The organism is Streptococcus oralis (genome assembly GCF_023611505.1).
In the GTDB taxonomy this organism is placed as follows: Bacteria; Bacillota; Bacilli; order Lactobacillales; family Streptococcaceae; genus Streptococcus; species Streptococcus oralis_CT.
Genome location: NZ_CP097843.1, coordinates 397340 through 411515, shown reverse-complemented (window position 1 = coordinate 411515; position 14176 = coordinate 397340). Strand labels below are relative to the sequence as shown.

Annotated in this window: 14 protein-coding genes, 1 tRNA gene and 1 rRNA gene; 2 read left to right on the top strand and 14 right to left on the bottom strand. The window is 42.3% G+C overall.

Going from position 1 to position 14176, the window contains the following annotated elements; translation table 11 throughout:
- Nucleotides 1-32: 32 nt before the first annotated feature.
- From M9H69_RS02205 to rlmD, 3 genes are all read right to left on the bottom strand, one after another.
- Nucleotides 33-1581 (bottom strand): 16S ribosomal RNA (locus M9H69_RS02205).
- Between the two features lie 244 nt (nt 1582-1825).
- Nucleotides 1826-1897, bottom strand: a tRNA-Glu gene (locus M9H69_RS02200).
- Nucleotides 1898-1964: 67 nt separating this feature from the next.
- A complete protein-coding gene (gene rlmD / locus M9H69_RS02195) occupies nt 1965-3320 on the bottom strand; it encodes a 23S rRNA (uracil(1939)-C(5))-methyltransferase RlmD (RefSeq protein WP_250315796.1) in 1356 nt (451 codons plus the stop codon).
- A gap of 37 nt (nt 3321-3357) precedes the next feature.
- Between rlmD and recX the strand changes: the two genes are divergently transcribed.
- A complete protein-coding gene (gene recX, locus M9H69_RS02190) occupies nt 3358-4134 on the top strand; it encodes a recombination regulator RecX (RefSeq protein WP_250315795.1) in 777 nt (258 codons plus the stop codon).
- Between the two features lie 88 nt (nt 4135-4222).
- Nucleotides 4223-4756, top strand: a complete 534-nt coding sequence (gene ntdP, locus M9H69_RS02185; protein WP_000775318.1) for a nucleoside tri-diphosphate phosphatase — start codon at nt 4223-4225, stop codon at nt 4754-4756.
- A gap of 70 nt (nt 4757-4826) precedes the next feature.
- Here the strand turns inward: ntdP and M9H69_RS02180 are convergent, their stop codons facing one another.
- From M9H69_RS02180 to M9H69_RS02130, 11 genes are all read right to left on the bottom strand, one after another.
- Nucleotides 4827-5594, bottom strand: coding sequence for an epoxyqueuosine reductase QueH (locus M9H69_RS02180; protein WP_000567567.1), 768 nt, complete (start codon nt 5592-5594; stop codon nt 4827-4829).
- A 137-nt stretch (nt 5595-5731) separates the two neighbouring features.
- Nucleotides 5732-7354, bottom strand: coding sequence for a chaperonin GroEL (groL, locus tag M9H69_RS02175; RefSeq protein ID WP_084938825.1), 1623 nt, complete (start codon nt 7352-7354; stop codon nt 5732-5734).
- A gap of 15 nt (nt 7355-7369) precedes the next feature.
- Nucleotides 7370-7654 carry a co-chaperone GroES gene (gene groES, locus M9H69_RS02170; RefSeq protein WP_000917328.1) on the bottom strand — a complete coding sequence of 95 codons (285 nt, stop codon included), beginning with the start codon at nt 7652-7654 and terminating at the stop codon, nt 7370-7372.
- A 308-nt stretch (nt 7655-7962) separates the two neighbouring features.
- Nucleotides 7963-8358 (bottom strand): single-stranded DNA-binding protein, encoded by a 396-nt coding sequence (locus M9H69_RS02165; RefSeq protein WP_250315794.1) that lies wholly within the window; start codon nt 8356-8358, stop codon nt 7963-7965.
- Between the two features lie 76 nt (nt 8359-8434).
- Nucleotides 8435-9196, bottom strand: coding sequence for an SDR family NAD(P)-dependent oxidoreductase (locus tag M9H69_RS02160; RefSeq protein ID WP_250315793.1), 762 nt, complete (start codon nt 9194-9196; stop codon nt 8435-8437).
- A 41-nt stretch (nt 9197-9237) separates the two neighbouring features.
- Entirely contained in the window at nt 9238-9864 is a 627-nt protein-coding gene (ytpR, locus tag M9H69_RS02155; protein ID WP_250315792.1) for a YtpR family tRNA-binding protein, read from the bottom strand.
- Nucleotides 9865-9879: 15 nt separating this feature from the next.
- The gene (locus M9H69_RS02150; protein WP_250315791.1) at nt 9880-10197 is read right to left on the bottom strand and encodes a thioredoxin family protein; all 318 of its coding nucleotides are present in this window, start codon (nt 10195-10197) and stop codon (nt 9880-9882) included.
- Nucleotides 10194-10493 (bottom strand): DUF4651 domain-containing protein, encoded by a 300-nt coding sequence (locus tag M9H69_RS02145; protein ID WP_009755236.1) that lies wholly within the window; start codon nt 10491-10493, stop codon nt 10194-10196. Before M9H69_RS02145 ends, M9H69_RS02150 begins: the two co-directional genes overlap by 4 nt.
- 177 nt (nt 10494-10670) lie before the next feature.
- The gene (locus tag M9H69_RS02140) at nt 10671-12278 is read right to left on the bottom strand and encodes a CTP synthase (protein ID WP_250315790.1); all 1608 of its coding nucleotides are present in this window, start codon (nt 12276-12278) and stop codon (nt 10671-10673) included.
- A gap of 317 nt (nt 12279-12595) precedes the next feature.
- Nucleotides 12596-13186, bottom strand: a complete 591-nt coding sequence (gene rpoE / locus M9H69_RS02135) for a DNA-directed RNA polymerase subunit delta (RefSeq protein WP_000418415.1) — start codon at nt 13184-13186, stop codon at nt 12596-12598.
- A 273-nt stretch (nt 13187-13459) separates the two neighbouring features.
- Nucleotides 13460-14173 carry an MAE_28990/MAE_18760 family HEPN-like nuclease gene (locus M9H69_RS02130; RefSeq protein WP_250315789.1) on the bottom strand — a complete coding sequence of 238 codons (714 nt, stop codon included), beginning with the start codon at nt 14171-14173 and terminating at the stop codon, nt 13460-13462.
- Nucleotides 14174-14176: the final 3 nt, after the last annotated feature.

Genomic DNA, 14176 nt, shown 5'->3' with positions numbered 1-14176 from the left:
AACAAGACCAATGCGCAGTTCCTTATCCTTAGAAAGGAGGTGATCCAGCCGCACCTTCCGATACGGCTACCTTGTTACGACTTCACCCCAATCATCTATCCCACCTTAGGCGGCTGGCTCCTAAAAGGTTACCTCACCGACTTCGGGTGTTACAAACTCTCGTGGTGTGACGGGCGGTGTGTACAAGGCCCGGGAACGTATTCACCGCGGCGTGCTGATCCGCGATTACTAGCGATTCCGACTTCATGTAGGCGAGTTGCAGCCTACAATCCGAACTGAGACTGGCTTTAAGAGATTAGCTTGCCGTCACCGGCTTGCGACTCGTTGTACCAGCCATTGTAGCACGTGTGTAGCCCAGGTCATAAGGGGCATGATGATTTGACGTCATCCCCACCTTCCTCCGGTTTATTACCGGCAGTCTCGCTAGAGTGCCCAGCTGAATGATGGCAACTAACAATAGGGGTTGCGCTCGTTGCGGGACTTAACCCAACATCTCACGACACGAGCTGACGACAACCATGCACCACCTGTCACCTCTGTCCCGAAGGAAAGCTCTATCTCTAGAGCGGTCAGAGGGATGTCAAGACCTGGTAAGGTTCTTCGCGTTGCTTCGAATTAAACCACATGCTCCACCGCTTGTGCGGGCCCCCGTCAATTCCTTTGAGTTTCAACCTTGCGGTCGTACTCCCCAGGCGGAGTGCTTAATGCGTTAGCTGCGGCACTAAACCCCGGAAAGGGTCTAACACCTAGCACTCATCGTTTACGGCGTGGACTACCAGGGTATCTAATCCTGTTTGCTCCCCACGCTTTCGAGCCTCAGCGTCAGTTACAAGCCAGAGAGCCGCTTTCGCCACCGGTGTTCCTCCATATATCTACGCATTTCACCGCTACACATGGAATTCCACTCTCCCCTCTTGCACTCAAGTTAAACAGTTTCCAAAGCGTACTATGGTTAAGCCACAGCCTTTAACTTCAGACTTATCTAACCGCCTGCGCTCGCTTTACGCCCAATAAATCCGGACAACGCTCGGGACCTACGTATTACCGCGGCTGCTGGCACGTAGTTAGCCGTCCCTTTCTGGTAAGATACCGTCACAGTGTGAACTTTCCACTCTCACACTCGTTCTTCTCTTACAACAGAGCTTTACGATCCGAAAACCTTCTTCACTCACGCGGCGTTGCTCGGTCAGACTTCCGTCCATTGCCGAAGATTCCCTACTGCTGCCTCCCGTAGGAGTCTGGGCCGTGTCTCAGTCCCAGTGTGGCCGATCACCCTCTCAGGTCGGCTATGTATCGTTGCCTTGGTGAGCCGTTACCCCACCAACTAGCTAATACAACGCAGGTCCATCTGGTAGTGATGCATTTGCACCTTTCAATGAATTATCATGCGATAATCCATTTTATGCGGTATTAGCTATCGTTTCCAATAGTTATCCCCCGCTACCAGGCAGGTTACCTACGCGTTACTCACCCGTTCGCAACTCATCCAAGAAGAGCAAGCTCCTCTCTTCAGCGTTCTACTTGCATGTATTAGGCACGCCGCCAGCGTTCGTCCTGAGCCAGGATCAAACTCTCATTAAAAGTTTGAGTTCTCACTCATTTCTGTCACTGACAGATTTATTGTTTTTTTTCATTGTTCAGTACTATAACCTTAGTTATAGTGCCCTGCACATTGGTTCGTCTTGTTCAGTTTTCAAAGGTCTTTGTCACTCAATCTCTCTCAAGCGACAACTATATTAGTATATCACAGCCACTCTCGCTTGTCAACACTTTTTTGAAACTTTTTTGAACTTTTTTCATCAAGTGTTCCATCCGCAACATACCATAGTCCGTACGGGATTCGAACCCGTGTTACCGCCGTGAAAAGGCGGTGTCTTAACCCCTTGACCAACGGACCTTGAGCTTTTCAGCTCTTTCTATTATACCTACTTTTCCTACTTTGTCAAGAACTTTTTCCAGTGAATTTAATTTTTCTTCACTAACTTAACAACTGCTTCTGTCCGTGCAGTGTGGGGAAACATATCGACCGACTGGATATACTGGAGATCATAGACTTTTACTAGTTTAACCAAATCTCGTGCCAAGGTCGAAACATTGCAGGATACATAGACCATTTTTTCTGGAACATAGGTCAGAATGGTATCCAACAGCTTATCATCTAAGCCTGTACGAGGAGGATCGACTATCAATGCATCCGCTCGGTAGCCTTCTTGATACCAGCGTGGAATAATCTCTTCAGCTGTTCCCGCTTCGTAATGGGTATTGTCAAATCCCATTTTTTTAGCGTTTCTCTTGGCATCTTCTATGGCTTCTGGAATAATATCCATCCCTCTGAGACTCTTGACCTTATTTGCGAAGGCAAATCCAATCGTCCCAACACCGCAATAGGCATCAATCAGATGATCTTCTTTGCTGACATCCAGAGCCTTAACTGCTTCACTATAGAGAATTTCTGTCTGCTCAGGATTAAGCTGATAGAAAGCTCGAGGGGAGAGAGAAAACTCATAGTCGAGTACTCCTTCTTGAATACTCTCTTGGCCCCAGATAATTTCCGTCTTTTCACCATAGATTTCACTTGTTTTCGCTGTATTTGTATTGACTGCAACTGTGACGACTTCTGGAAAATCTTTAACTAAGTCTTTTACCAGCTGGGTTAAATTAAGCTGACGATTCGTAACAATGATTATCTGAACTTGCCCCGTTTTTCTTGCTCTTCGTACCATGATAGTGCGAACACCGAGCGTTTTTCTCTCATCTGTAATTGGAATTTGGTGGTAAGTAAGAAGTTCAGCTAGGCGATTCGCAATCACTTGGGTTTCCTTATCTTGTACCAAACAGTCTTTCAACTCTACGAGATAATGAGAGTTTTGCGCATACAAACCTGCCTTGACCTGATTTTTAAATTTTCGAGTCTGGAATTGAAGCTTAGCACGGTAGTACTTTGGTTCCTGCATTCCGATAGTTGGACGGATTTCATAGTTTTCATATCCTGCAGGAGCAAATTTTTTCAGGGCTTGGTGGAGCAAATCTGTTTTGAACTCTAACTGTTTATCATAGTGGAGGTGCATGATTTGGCAACCACCACATTCATTATAAATCGTACAAGCTGGCACGACCCGAAATTTTGACTTCTTATTAACCTTTAGCAATTTGGCTTCAACAAAGTTACGTTTAATAGTAGTAATCTGACAATAGATATCTTCTCCTTTGAGGGCGCCTGGCACAAAAACGAGGGTTTTCTGATAGAAACCGATTCCCTCACCATTGATGCCCATCCGCTTGATTTTTAAAGGTATTTTTTGTTTGACTTTCAGATTCATACCCCTATCTTATCACATTTTAGGGTATAATAGAACTATGAAAATCACAAAACTTGAAAAGAAAAAACGCCTCTACCTGATGGAGCTAGATCATCAGCAAACCTTTTATATCACTGAAGATACCATTGTGCGTTTTATGCTGTCTCGAGATAAGGTCATTAGCAAAGAGGAACTGACCGAGATTCAGGATTTTGCCCAGTTTTCTTATGGTAAAAATCTTGCTCTCTACCATCTATCCTTCAAGGCTCGTACTGAAAAAGAAGTTCGTGAGTATCTGAAAAAGTATGATATTGACGAAAAAATCACTAGTCAAGTTATCGCTAATCTTAAAGAGGATAACTGGATTAATGATCGTCAGTATGCCTACTCTATCATCAATGCTAATCAACTTTCTGGAGACAAGGGACCTTATGTGCTAGCTCAAAAACTGTCTCAAAAAGGGATTGCCAAATCAACTATTGATGATGTTTTAAAGATTTTTGATTTTTCAGAGGTTGCTCAACATATTGCAGAGAAACTGCTTAAAAAATACGCTGGAAAGCTTCCCGCTCGTGCCTTGCAGGATAAGATTATTCAAAACTTGACCAACAAAGGCTTCTCCTATGCTGATGCTAAAAATGCCTTTGACGACTTGGATAGTAAAGTTGACCAAGAAACGACTCAAGAACTTATTTTTAAAGAGCTAGACAAACAATATGCTAAGTATGCTCGAAAGTATGAAGGATACGAACTAAAGCAACGTTTGACTCAAGTTTTAGCCCGAAAGGGCTACGATTTTTCGGATATAGCTAGCGCTCTCAGAGAATATCTTTAACATTTTCGTTTAAAATTCAAAAAAATTAGACCAATTTATGATATAATAGTAGACGATAAACTTATAAATTGTAGAAAGTTGGTTAGTTATGAAACTTCCAAAAGAAGGCGACTTTATTACAATTCAAAGTTATAAGCATGATGGGAGTCTTCACCGTACTTGGCGGGACACCATGGTACTAAAAACAACAGAGAACGCCATTATCGGCGTCAACGACCACACACTTGTTACCGAAAGTGACGGTCGTCGTTGGGTGACTCGAGAACCGGCTATTGTTTACTTTCACAAAAAATATTGGTTTAATATCATTGCCATGATTCGTGATAATGGGATTTCCTACTATTGCAATATGGCTAGCCCCTACTATCTAGATGAGGAAGCCCTGAAATACATTGATTACGATTTGGATGTCAAGGTCTTCACTGATGGTGAAAAGCGTCTCTTGGACGTTGAGGAATATGAGCGCCATAAACGCAAAATGAAGTATTCTGATGATTTAGACTATATTTTGAAAGAGCATGTTAAAATCCTTGTTGATTGGATCAACAATGGACGCGGTCCTTTCTCAGAGGCCTATGTCAACATTTGGTACAAACGCTACATAGAACTAAAGAATCGGTAAAGTTGTCAAGCCGGGGTGAGAGCCCTGGTTTTTTTATTTTAACAACCCAGCTTTACAGCTGGGTTAATTGCTATATATCTAATTTAGTAACAGTAAACTTGATATGAGAATAATCTTTTTCAACATCCTTATCCAACAAGAAAGCCGTGGCGTCCTTCTTAACCTGAACCAAATCAATATTTTGAGCCTGGGCTGCATAGACGCATCCACAATAACATTGACGGTAGATATCATACTCTTCACACATCTCCACTGATCGTTTATAGCCTTGATTTTTCTTGAAATCACTTGGGAGATAGTGGGTGGTATAAATCTTTTGCACATCAATTCCGATACTGTTGATGGTTTGAGAATTCTTATGGGGACTGATGGTCAAGGCTGAACCAAAGTAGTCAAAACCCAAGTCCATAGCTACCTGTGCTGTTTTGTCCAAACGGTAGTCAAAACAAACCTTGCAACGATCGCCACCTTCTGGTTCTTCTTCCAGTCCTCTGACTAACTTCCGGTATTCATTGGGTTCATAGGGAGCTTCTAGGTACTGGACCGTATTTCCTGTTCGCTCATTGAAATCACTGACAAATTTCTTGGTGACGTAAGCTCGCTTGTGGTATTCTGCCTTGGGATGGATATTGGAATTGGCAAAATAGATGGTCACATCCGCGTATTTTGTCAGGTATTCTAGGGTGTAGGTACTACAAGGAGCACAGCAAACATGCATGAGAATAGTGGGACGTTGCTCATTCTTTTCCCAAACCTGAACCATTTTCTGCATAACACGGTCATAATTAATCTTCTGATTGGGATTCATCTTGCTCAGAATTTCTTCTACATCAATCATGTTCTTCTCCTTTTACTAGTTTTATTTTATCATATAAGTTAGGAGAGCTCAAACCAATTTAGAAGTGAATATCATAAAAAGAAGGGATATGCATTCCCTCCTTTTGCGGTTTTTATAAGTTGCTTTCTACAGAAAGCTTACATCATACCGCCCATCATGCTTGGATCCATGGCCGGAGCTGGGGCTACTGGTTCTGGTTTATTGGCTACGACTGCTTCTGTAGTCAAAATCAAGCTGGCTACAGATGCTGCATTTTGAAGAGCTGAACGGCTCACTTTAACTGGGTCGATAATCCCTTGATCAATCATGTTGACCCACTCACCAGTTGCTGCATTGAAACCTGTACCAAGCTCAGCATTTTTCAAACGATCGATAACGATAGATCCTTCGAATCCTGCATTGTGGGCGATTTGACGAACAGGTTCTTCCAAAGCACGGAGAACAATATTGCGTCCTGTTGCTTCATCTCCTGTCAATTCCAAATCAGCTACGGCTGGAATGACATTGGCAAGAGCAGTTCCACCACCTGCAACGATTCCTTCTTCAACAGCTGCACGAGTAGCGTTGAGGGCATCTTCAATGCGGAGTTTCATTTCTTTCAACTCAGTTTCAGTTGCAGCTCCGACCTTGATGACTGCAACACCACCTGACAATTTTGCCAAGCGTTCTTGCAATTTTTCTCGGTCAAACTCTGAAGTTGTGGTTTCGATTTGAGACTTGATAACCGCAACACGGTGAGAAATCGCTTCAGGATTTCCTGCACCTTCTACGATAACAGTGCTGTCTTTGTCCACAGTTACTCTCGCTGCTTGACCAAGCGCCTCAATGGTCGCGTCTTTCAACTCAAGACCAAGGTCTTCTGTGATCACTGTTCCACCTGTCAAGATGGCGATGTCTTCAAGCATGGCTTTACGACGGTCACCAAAGCCAGGAGCTTTGACAGCTACGACATTGAAAGTTCCACGAATCTTGTTCAATACAAGAGTCGGAAGAGCTTCGCCATCCACATCATCTGCAATAATCAAGAGCGGACGATTGCTTTGGAGGATGCTTTCTAGCAGTGGCAAGATTTCTTGGATATTGGAAATCTTCTTGTCTGTAATCAAGATGTATGGATTTTCAAGGTCAGCCACCATCTTTTCGCTATCTGTCACCATGTACTGTGAAAGGTAACCGCGGTCAAACTGCATTCCTTCTACGACTTCAAGCTCTGTTTCCATACCACGTGACTCTTCAATAGTGATGACTCCATCTTTGCCCACTTTTTCCATGGCTTCAGAGATGTATTCGCCGACTTTTTCAGAACGAGAAGATACAGCGGCAACCTGAGCGATGGCTTCTTTATTGGCAACAGGGATGGCATTGTTTTTCAAGGCTTCTACAGCTGCGGCAACCGCTGCTTCAATCCCCCGACGAATGCCGATTGGATTGGCACCTGCTGTGACGTTCTTGATTCCTTCACGTACGATAGCTTGGGTCAAGACAGTTGCAGTTGTCGTTCCGTCACCTGCGATATCATTGGTTTTAGAAGCTACTTCTGATACCAACTTGGCACCCATATTTTCAAAATGGTCTTCTAGTTCAATTTCTTTGGCAATAGTAACACCGTCATTGGTAATCAAGGGTGAGCCAAATGATTTTTCCAACACAACATTACGACCTTTTGGTCCTAAGGTTACTTTAACTGTGTCTGCTAGGATATCAACACCACGAACCATAGCTGAACGAGCATCAGATGAAAATTTAATTTCTTTTGACATACTTACTTTCTCCTTCTATTCTTCAATGATTGCCAAGATGTTGGCTTCGCCAACGATGATGTACTTTTCATCGCCATCTTTTACATCAAGACCTGCATGTGCTTCAACTAAGACACGGTCTCCAGGCTTAACGCTTGGAGCTACCAAGTCACCGTTCAAGGTACGAACACCTTGTCCAGTAGCTACAACTTGGGCTGTTTTTGTTTTTTCTTGGGCTGAGCCTGCAAGGACAAAGCCTCCAACAGTTTGTTCTTTTTCTTCGATTTTCAAGACCACACGGTCTCCTAATGGTTTCAACATCTGTTTTCCTCCATGATGAGATACATATTATTAGCACTCTTTGTATATGAGTGCTAATTCATAATTCTATTGTATCACTTGGTCAGAAATAGTCAAGAAAAAAGTCTGACTTTCTCAAGATAAAAAGCCTGAGACCAACTCAGACTTTTTAATGTTTATACTCAATGAAAATCAAAGTGCAAACTAGGAAGCTAGACGCAGGCTGCTAAAAATACAGTTTTTAGGTTGTAGATAGGACTGACGAAGTCAGTTACCTATACCTACAGCAAGGTGAAGCTGACGTTGTTTGAAGAGATTTTCGAAGAGTATTAAAATGGCAATTCCTCCTCTTCCAAAACCAAATCTGCCAAATCCTGTCCGGCATTATTTTCACGCATGGCTCGTTGGGCACGACTTTCCAAAAGTTGGAATCCTGTCACAAGAACTTCAGTCACATAGTTCATCTGGCCATTTCTCTCAAAGCGACGGGTACGAAGTTCTCCATCCACAGAGATAAGACTACCTTTAGTTGCGTAGCTTGCCAAGGTTTCAGCCAATTTTCCCCAAAGAACAAGATTGACAAAATCAGCTTCGCGTTCCCCATTCTGGTCTTTGTAACGACGGTTCACAGCGATCGTTGCGCGCGCTACTGACTTGTCATTGTTGGTTTTGTGCAATTCTGGTGTAGACGTCAAACGCCCAATCATGATAACTTTATTATACATTTTTCATCCTCCTACTTATCTATTCGCAGGAAATCAAAAAAAGTTACAGAAATTTGTAACTTTTCAAGGAATTTTTTTACTTTTTATGAACCATGAAACCTGTCGCCTGTTGATTGGCCATAATGGTTATATCTGTAATCTGCACACGACGAAGCTGACTGGTCACATAGATCACTGTGTCTGCAATATCCTGAGCTTGCAAGGCTTCGATTCCCTGATAGACCGCCTCAGCTCGCTCTTTGTCTCCATGAAAACGTACGGTTGAGAAATCTGTTTCAACAATTCCAGGCTGAATGGTCGTAACCTTGATATCCGTTGCGATGGTATCAATTCGCAGACCATCTGAAAAAGTTTTAACTGCAGCCTTGGTGGCTGAATAAACAGCTGCACCCGCATAGGCGTAGATTCCTGCGGTTGACCCCATGTTGATGATATGCCCTTGATTGGCTTTTACCATTGCTGGCAAGAAAGAACGAGTGACTGCCATCAACCCCTTGACATTGGTATCCAACATGGTCAGCATATCCAACTCTTCATAGTCCTGATGGGGAGCCAAGCCAAGAGCTAGTCCAGCATTATTGACCAAGATATCAATCTGCCCTATCGTTTCCAATATATCGGAGCAAACAGTCTTGACCATAGTCATATCCGTCACATCCAGTGGAAAGGTCCAAACTGTTTGATTTGGAAAAGTTTCTGCAAACTCCGACTTAAGGGCTTCTAGTCTGTCTGTCCGTCGTCCTGTTAGAACGACATTCTCCCCCTGCTCCAAATAAGCACGCGCAATCGCTTCACCAATTCCTGATGTCGCTCCTGTAATCACAACATTTTTTGCCATCTTATTTCCTTCTATCTGATCTATCAGATATTAACAACTTCTTAGGCAGTCCAGTGTTTAGCTGGATCAAATGGAGTTCCAACAACTTGGTCTTCTGATAATTCAATAATACCACGTTTTTGCGGAGCATTTGGCAAATGCAACTCACGAGGACTGCACATCATGCCAAAACTCTTTTCACCACGAAGTTCACCTGGGAAAATGAGATTGCCTTTTGGCATCATCGCTCCAGGAAGAGCGACAATGGTTTTCAAACCGACACGCGCATTAGGAGCACCTGCAACGATTTGCACTGTCTTATCACTCGCGACGGCAACTTGGCAGATGTTGAGGTGGTCACTATCTGGGTGAGCCACTATCTCGACAATTTCACCGACAACAAACTTAGGTTCTTTGTCATTGACAATTTCTTCCACAAAGCCTTCCGCCTGCAATTCTTGGTTCAAACGAGCGACTTGCTCATCTGATAAAAAGACTTGACCACGCCCTGCAATTTCAAACAAACTTGAAACTTCGAAAATATTCCACGCTACTGTTTCTCCATTTTCTTTGAGGAAAACACGAGCTACTTTGCCTTTGCGCTCCACGTCCAACTTGGCATCGCCGCTATTTTTCACGATAACCATAAGGACATCGCCGACATGCTCTTTGTTATATGTAAAAATCATTCTTTCCTTTTTCTCCTATTTCAGTGCTGCTAAAAAGTCATTAATTTGTTCCTTGCTTTTACGGTCGCGATTGACAAATCGACCGATTTCCTTGTCCTTTTCTAGCACAACAAGGCTAGGAATCCCGTAAATATCCCAGAGCTTGGCTAAATCCATATACTGATCTCGGTCCACTCGAATAAAGGTGAAGTCTGGATTGGTCTCCTCAATCTCTGGCAAGGCTGGATAGATATAACGACAATCGCCGCACCAATCCGCCACAAAAAGGAAAACCTTCTTGCCATCCTGTTCGACAAAACCTGCGAGCTCTTCTATACTATTGGGGGTAATCATAAGACTTCCTCCTCGTAGACTAGGTCTTCATTTTCATAGACAAAGGTATAGTGACGGCCATCCTCGAAAATGACCCCTCCGACGAGTCGCTCTAGGCTACTTTCGTAGACTTGAACATAGAGAGTCGCAATCTCTCCCATATCTGAGAAAAGATCCCGCACGATAGCGGTTAACTCCTCTTGCGTCTTCATGAGTTTGTGATTATCTGCTGCTTTTTTGGCACCCAAAGCAAGGGCACTTAGACCAGCCACAGTCAAGCCAGTCATCCATAATTTCTTAGCTTTCATACCTTTCATTGTAACACAAAAAGGGGTTTAGGACAAATGAGGAAGTAGCAGAAAAACAAGTAAAAATCCTCTTCCCTCGGTGAGGGGAGAAGACTTCTAATTCTTATTGCCAAGTGCCTGAGTTAGCAAGACTTTCCTGAATAAATTTAAAAACCTCTGAGATTGTTCTCAAAGGTTAGAATTTTGCTAATTACTGTTTTCAACTGCTGCAGTGACAAAGGCTGTGTAGAGTTCTTCTGGACGGTTTGGACGGCTGGAAAGTTCAGGGTGATACTGACAAGCCACAAAGAATTTATTTTCAGGGATTTCCACGATTTCTACCAAACGATTATCTGGAGAAACTCCTGAAAATACAAAGCCTGCTGCCTCAAACTGTTCACGAAAGGCGTTGTTAAACTCATAACGGTGACGGTGACGGCGTTGCACCACTTCTTGATTGTGATAAGCGGCTGCTGCCTTAGAGCCACGCTTCAACTTAGATGGATAAAGTCCCAAGCGAAGGGTCCCCCCCATATCCTCAACATCAATCTGATCACGCATGATATCAATAATAGGGTATTTTGTTTCTGGTGCAAGCTCTGCAGAATTGGCACCTTCAAGCCCTAAAACGTGACGAGCAAACTCGATACAAGTCAACTGCATTCCCAAGCAGACTCCCAACATTGGAACATCATTCTCACGCGCATAACGGATGGCTTGGATTTTCCCTTCCGTACCACGTTGACCGAAACCGCCTGGTACGATGATTCCGTCCGCATCCGACAAGAGCTCCGCCACATTCTCTGCTGTCACATCATTGGCATTGATCCAATTAATCTTCACTTCTGCGTCGTTGGCATACCCAGAGTGTTTTAAGGCTTCGACCACAGAGATGTAGGCATCTTGCAACTCCACATACTTACCAACGAGGGAAATCTTGACTTGTTTCTTGAGGTTCATGACCTTGTCCACCATAGCTGACCATTCTGTCATATCCGCTGCTGGTGCGTCTAGTTTCAAATGGTCACAAACAATTTGGTCCATACCTTGCGCCTGCAAGTTTAATGGAATTTGGTAAAGATGTTCGACATTCAAAGACTCGATAACGGCTTCTGGAGCTACGTCACAAAACTGAGCTAGTTTATTTTTAATGCCCTGACCAGCTGGTTTCTCGGTACGAATGACCAACATATTTGGCTGGATTCCCAAACCACGCAATTCTTTTACAGAATGTTGAGTTGGCTTGGTCTTCATCTCACCAGCAGCCTTGAGGTAAGGAAGCAAGGTTGTATGGATGTACATGACATTATCTGCACCCACATCTGCCTTCATCTGACGAAGAGCCTCTAGAAATGGCAAGGACTCGATATCCCCAACGGTTCCACCAACCTCTGTGATAATGACATCAGAGTCAGTCGTTACAGCGGCACGCTTGATTTTTTCTTTCAAAGCATCTGTGATATGAGGAATGACTTGAACAGTTGCGCCAAGGTACTCGCCACGGCGTTCTTTACGAAGAACTTCACTGTAGATTTTACCAGTTGTCACGTTGGAATATTTGTTGAGATTGATATCGATGAACCGTTCATAGTGACCCAAGTCCAAATCGGTCTCAGCCCCATCATCTGTCACAAAGACTTCCCCATGCTGGTAAGGACTCATGGTTCCCGGATCGATATTGATATAAGGGTCAAACTTCTGAATAGTCACCTTTAGACCACGATTTTTCAAGAGACGACCCAGACTTGCTGCGACAATCCCTTTCCCAATAGACGATACCACACCACCAGTTACAAAAATATATTTCGTAGACATAGATTCCTCTTTCTAAAATGCTCAAGGCCTTATTAACTACGAGGGGACATAGAAAACAAGACCCTTATGAATAACGACTTTTCAAGAAAAACTTCCTGAAAAACAAAAATAGCTCCCTAGTAACTAGGGAGCCCCGACCTCTAAAAGAGGTGCCCGAACAATATGATACCTTAAAGCAGAACATTTGTCAACCCGAATTGGTAAAACATGAAAATAAGAAGATTACTTTCAGAAAACCAACTAAAGATCCGCATCCAAACGGATGACCTGCTCAAGCAACAAAAAAAGAGATCTTACGATCTCCTCTGTGAAGTCTTTTACTCTTCTTCACTCGTTTCAGCGTCATCGTCAGAAAACTCGTCGTCTTCTTCGTTAAGATCCACATCTTCACCCAAGTCATCAGGAGCGATTTCGTTGATTTCTGCATCGTAAGCTTCCACTTCATTTTTCTCATCATCTGGATTTTCATCATCGTATGAAAGAGCTGGATCTGCTTCGTATGCATCTTCGTCTTCTGGATCATCCGCATTGTAGTCAATGGCATCTGAATCGCCATCCATAAAGGCATTGACGCGTTTTTTCTTAGCTTTTGGTGCTACTTCATCGTCGTCACTTTCTTCAAGAGCGATGATCTCTTCGTCGATTTCGTCCACACCATACCATGAACGAAGACCCCATTTGTTGTCTCCAAGAGAGATGAAGCTACCGTCAAAGTTCAACTCTGTGTAGAACAAAGGCAAGGCTTCGCGGATATCACTGTTTGATGTTCCAAGGTAGTTTTGAATTTCGTTTACAAGATCGCTAAAATGCATCTCATGATCGCGACCACGAAGTTCCAAGATAGCACGCGCTACCTCAATCATAGATAGTTCACTTTTTTCTTGCCCAGCAAATACTTCTAATTCCAAAGCGTTTCTCCTCATTTTTACTACTATCGCCAGAGCGAACAAACTCTGACCTCATTTTATCATGTACTCTTTATTGTACGATAATTTTGCGGAATAGTCAAAGGTTAAATGGGAGAAAGTGGCAGGACTTTTTATTTCTTTGCTAGCCAGCCGATGGCATCGTGAGGTGGGTTTTCGGTATCAATCCAGATGAATTCGATGCGCAACTATATAAGAAAATTAAGGTGAAATATTGAAAATTTATAGTATTTTCAATTATATAAATACGATGATTTAGATGCTATTCAAAATGTTATTTGATTTTGAATCAATAGGAAAACCTGTAACCGTCTCGAATTTGTCAATCATACATTTAATAATTTTTTGAAAAAATTCAACATATTCCTTAAATTGCTCATTTTCTACTGAAAATTTATAATTTTCATGTGCAATACTATTTCGAATATCTCTATACTTTAATATAAACACTTCTGCAGAAAAATTCTCGACTGTCTTAACCCCCCCGACTACTTCAGTTCGAGATAAGTTAATATTCTTTAACAAATCTCTTTCATTAAATATTTGCTCAAAAATATCTGGATAGTGTTCCTTTAGCTTATGATCATGTAGGAACTCAAATTTCAAATATTTAGATAATTCCTCCCTAGGTATTTTATCATATAGAACAGTTCTAATGGAGTCAAATGTTTTTGTTTGAGGATTAGTTAGTAAATTTTGTAATTTTTTATCATTTTTATTAGTATTAATAAAATATTTCATTGCTATAGAACCTTTTAAATCTTCAAGCTTAATACCTTTTGAGCTTAAAGTAATATTTTCAACATAACACTGAATTAAAAAATCTAAAAAATATTCAAATGTTGTAAATACTGATAAATAAAGTGAATTGAGTAAGAATGTACTAGCTTCATCATCCAATTTTTTTAGGTCATTTTCATAAATATCAATATACTTTTTGTAATTCTTAAAAATATTATCTACATCCATGTT

Bases quoted from the DNA above. Each gene is read 5' to 3' on its own strand.
- M9H69_RS02145 (WP_009755236.1), bottom strand. From the start codon at position 10,493: ATGAAAGGTATGAAAGCTAAGAAATTATGGATGACTGGCTTGACTGTG.
- recX (WP_250315795.1), top strand. From the start codon at position 3,358: ATGAAAATCACAAAACTTGAAAAGAAAAAACGCCTCTACCTGATGGAG.
- ytpR (WP_250315792.1), bottom strand. From the start codon at position 9,864: ATGATTTTTACATATAACAAAGAGCATGTCGGCGATGTCCTTATGGTT.
- groES (WP_000917328.1), bottom strand. From the start codon at position 7,654: ATGTTGAAACCATTAGGAGACCGTGTGGTCTTGAAAATCGAAGAAAAA.
- M9H69_RS02165 (WP_250315794.1), bottom strand. From the start codon at position 8,358: ATGTATAATAAAGTTATCATGATTGGGCGTTTGACGTCTACACCAGAA.
- M9H69_RS02160 (WP_250315793.1), bottom strand. From the start codon at position 9,196: ATGGCAAAAAATGTTGTGATTACAGGAGCGACATCAGGAATTGGTGAA.
- M9H69_RS02180 (WP_000567567.1), bottom strand. From the start codon at position 5,594: ATGATTGATGTAGAAGAAATTCTGAGCAAGATGAATCCCAATCAGAAG.
- M9H69_RS02140 (WP_250315790.1), bottom strand. From the start codon at position 12,278: ATGTCTACGAAATATATTTTTGTAACTGGTGGTGTGGTATCGTCTATT.
- M9H69_RS02150 (WP_250315791.1), bottom strand. From the start codon at position 10,197: ATGATTACCCCCAATAGTATAGAAGAGCTCGCAGGTTTTGTCGAACAG.
- M9H69_RS02130 (WP_250315789.1), bottom strand. From the start codon at position 14,173: ATGGATGTAGATAATATTTTTAAGAATTACAAAAAGTATATTGATATT.
- rlmD (WP_250315796.1), bottom strand. From the start codon at position 3,320: ATGAATCTGAAAGTCAAACAAAAAATACCTTTAAAAATCAAGCGGATG.
- ntdP (WP_000775318.1), top strand. From the start codon at position 4,223: ATGAAACTTCCAAAAGAAGGCGACTTTATTACAATTCAAAGTTATAAG.
- groL (WP_084938825.1), bottom strand. From the start codon at position 7,354: ATGTCAAAAGAAATTAAATTTTCATCTGATGCTCGTTCAGCTATGGTT.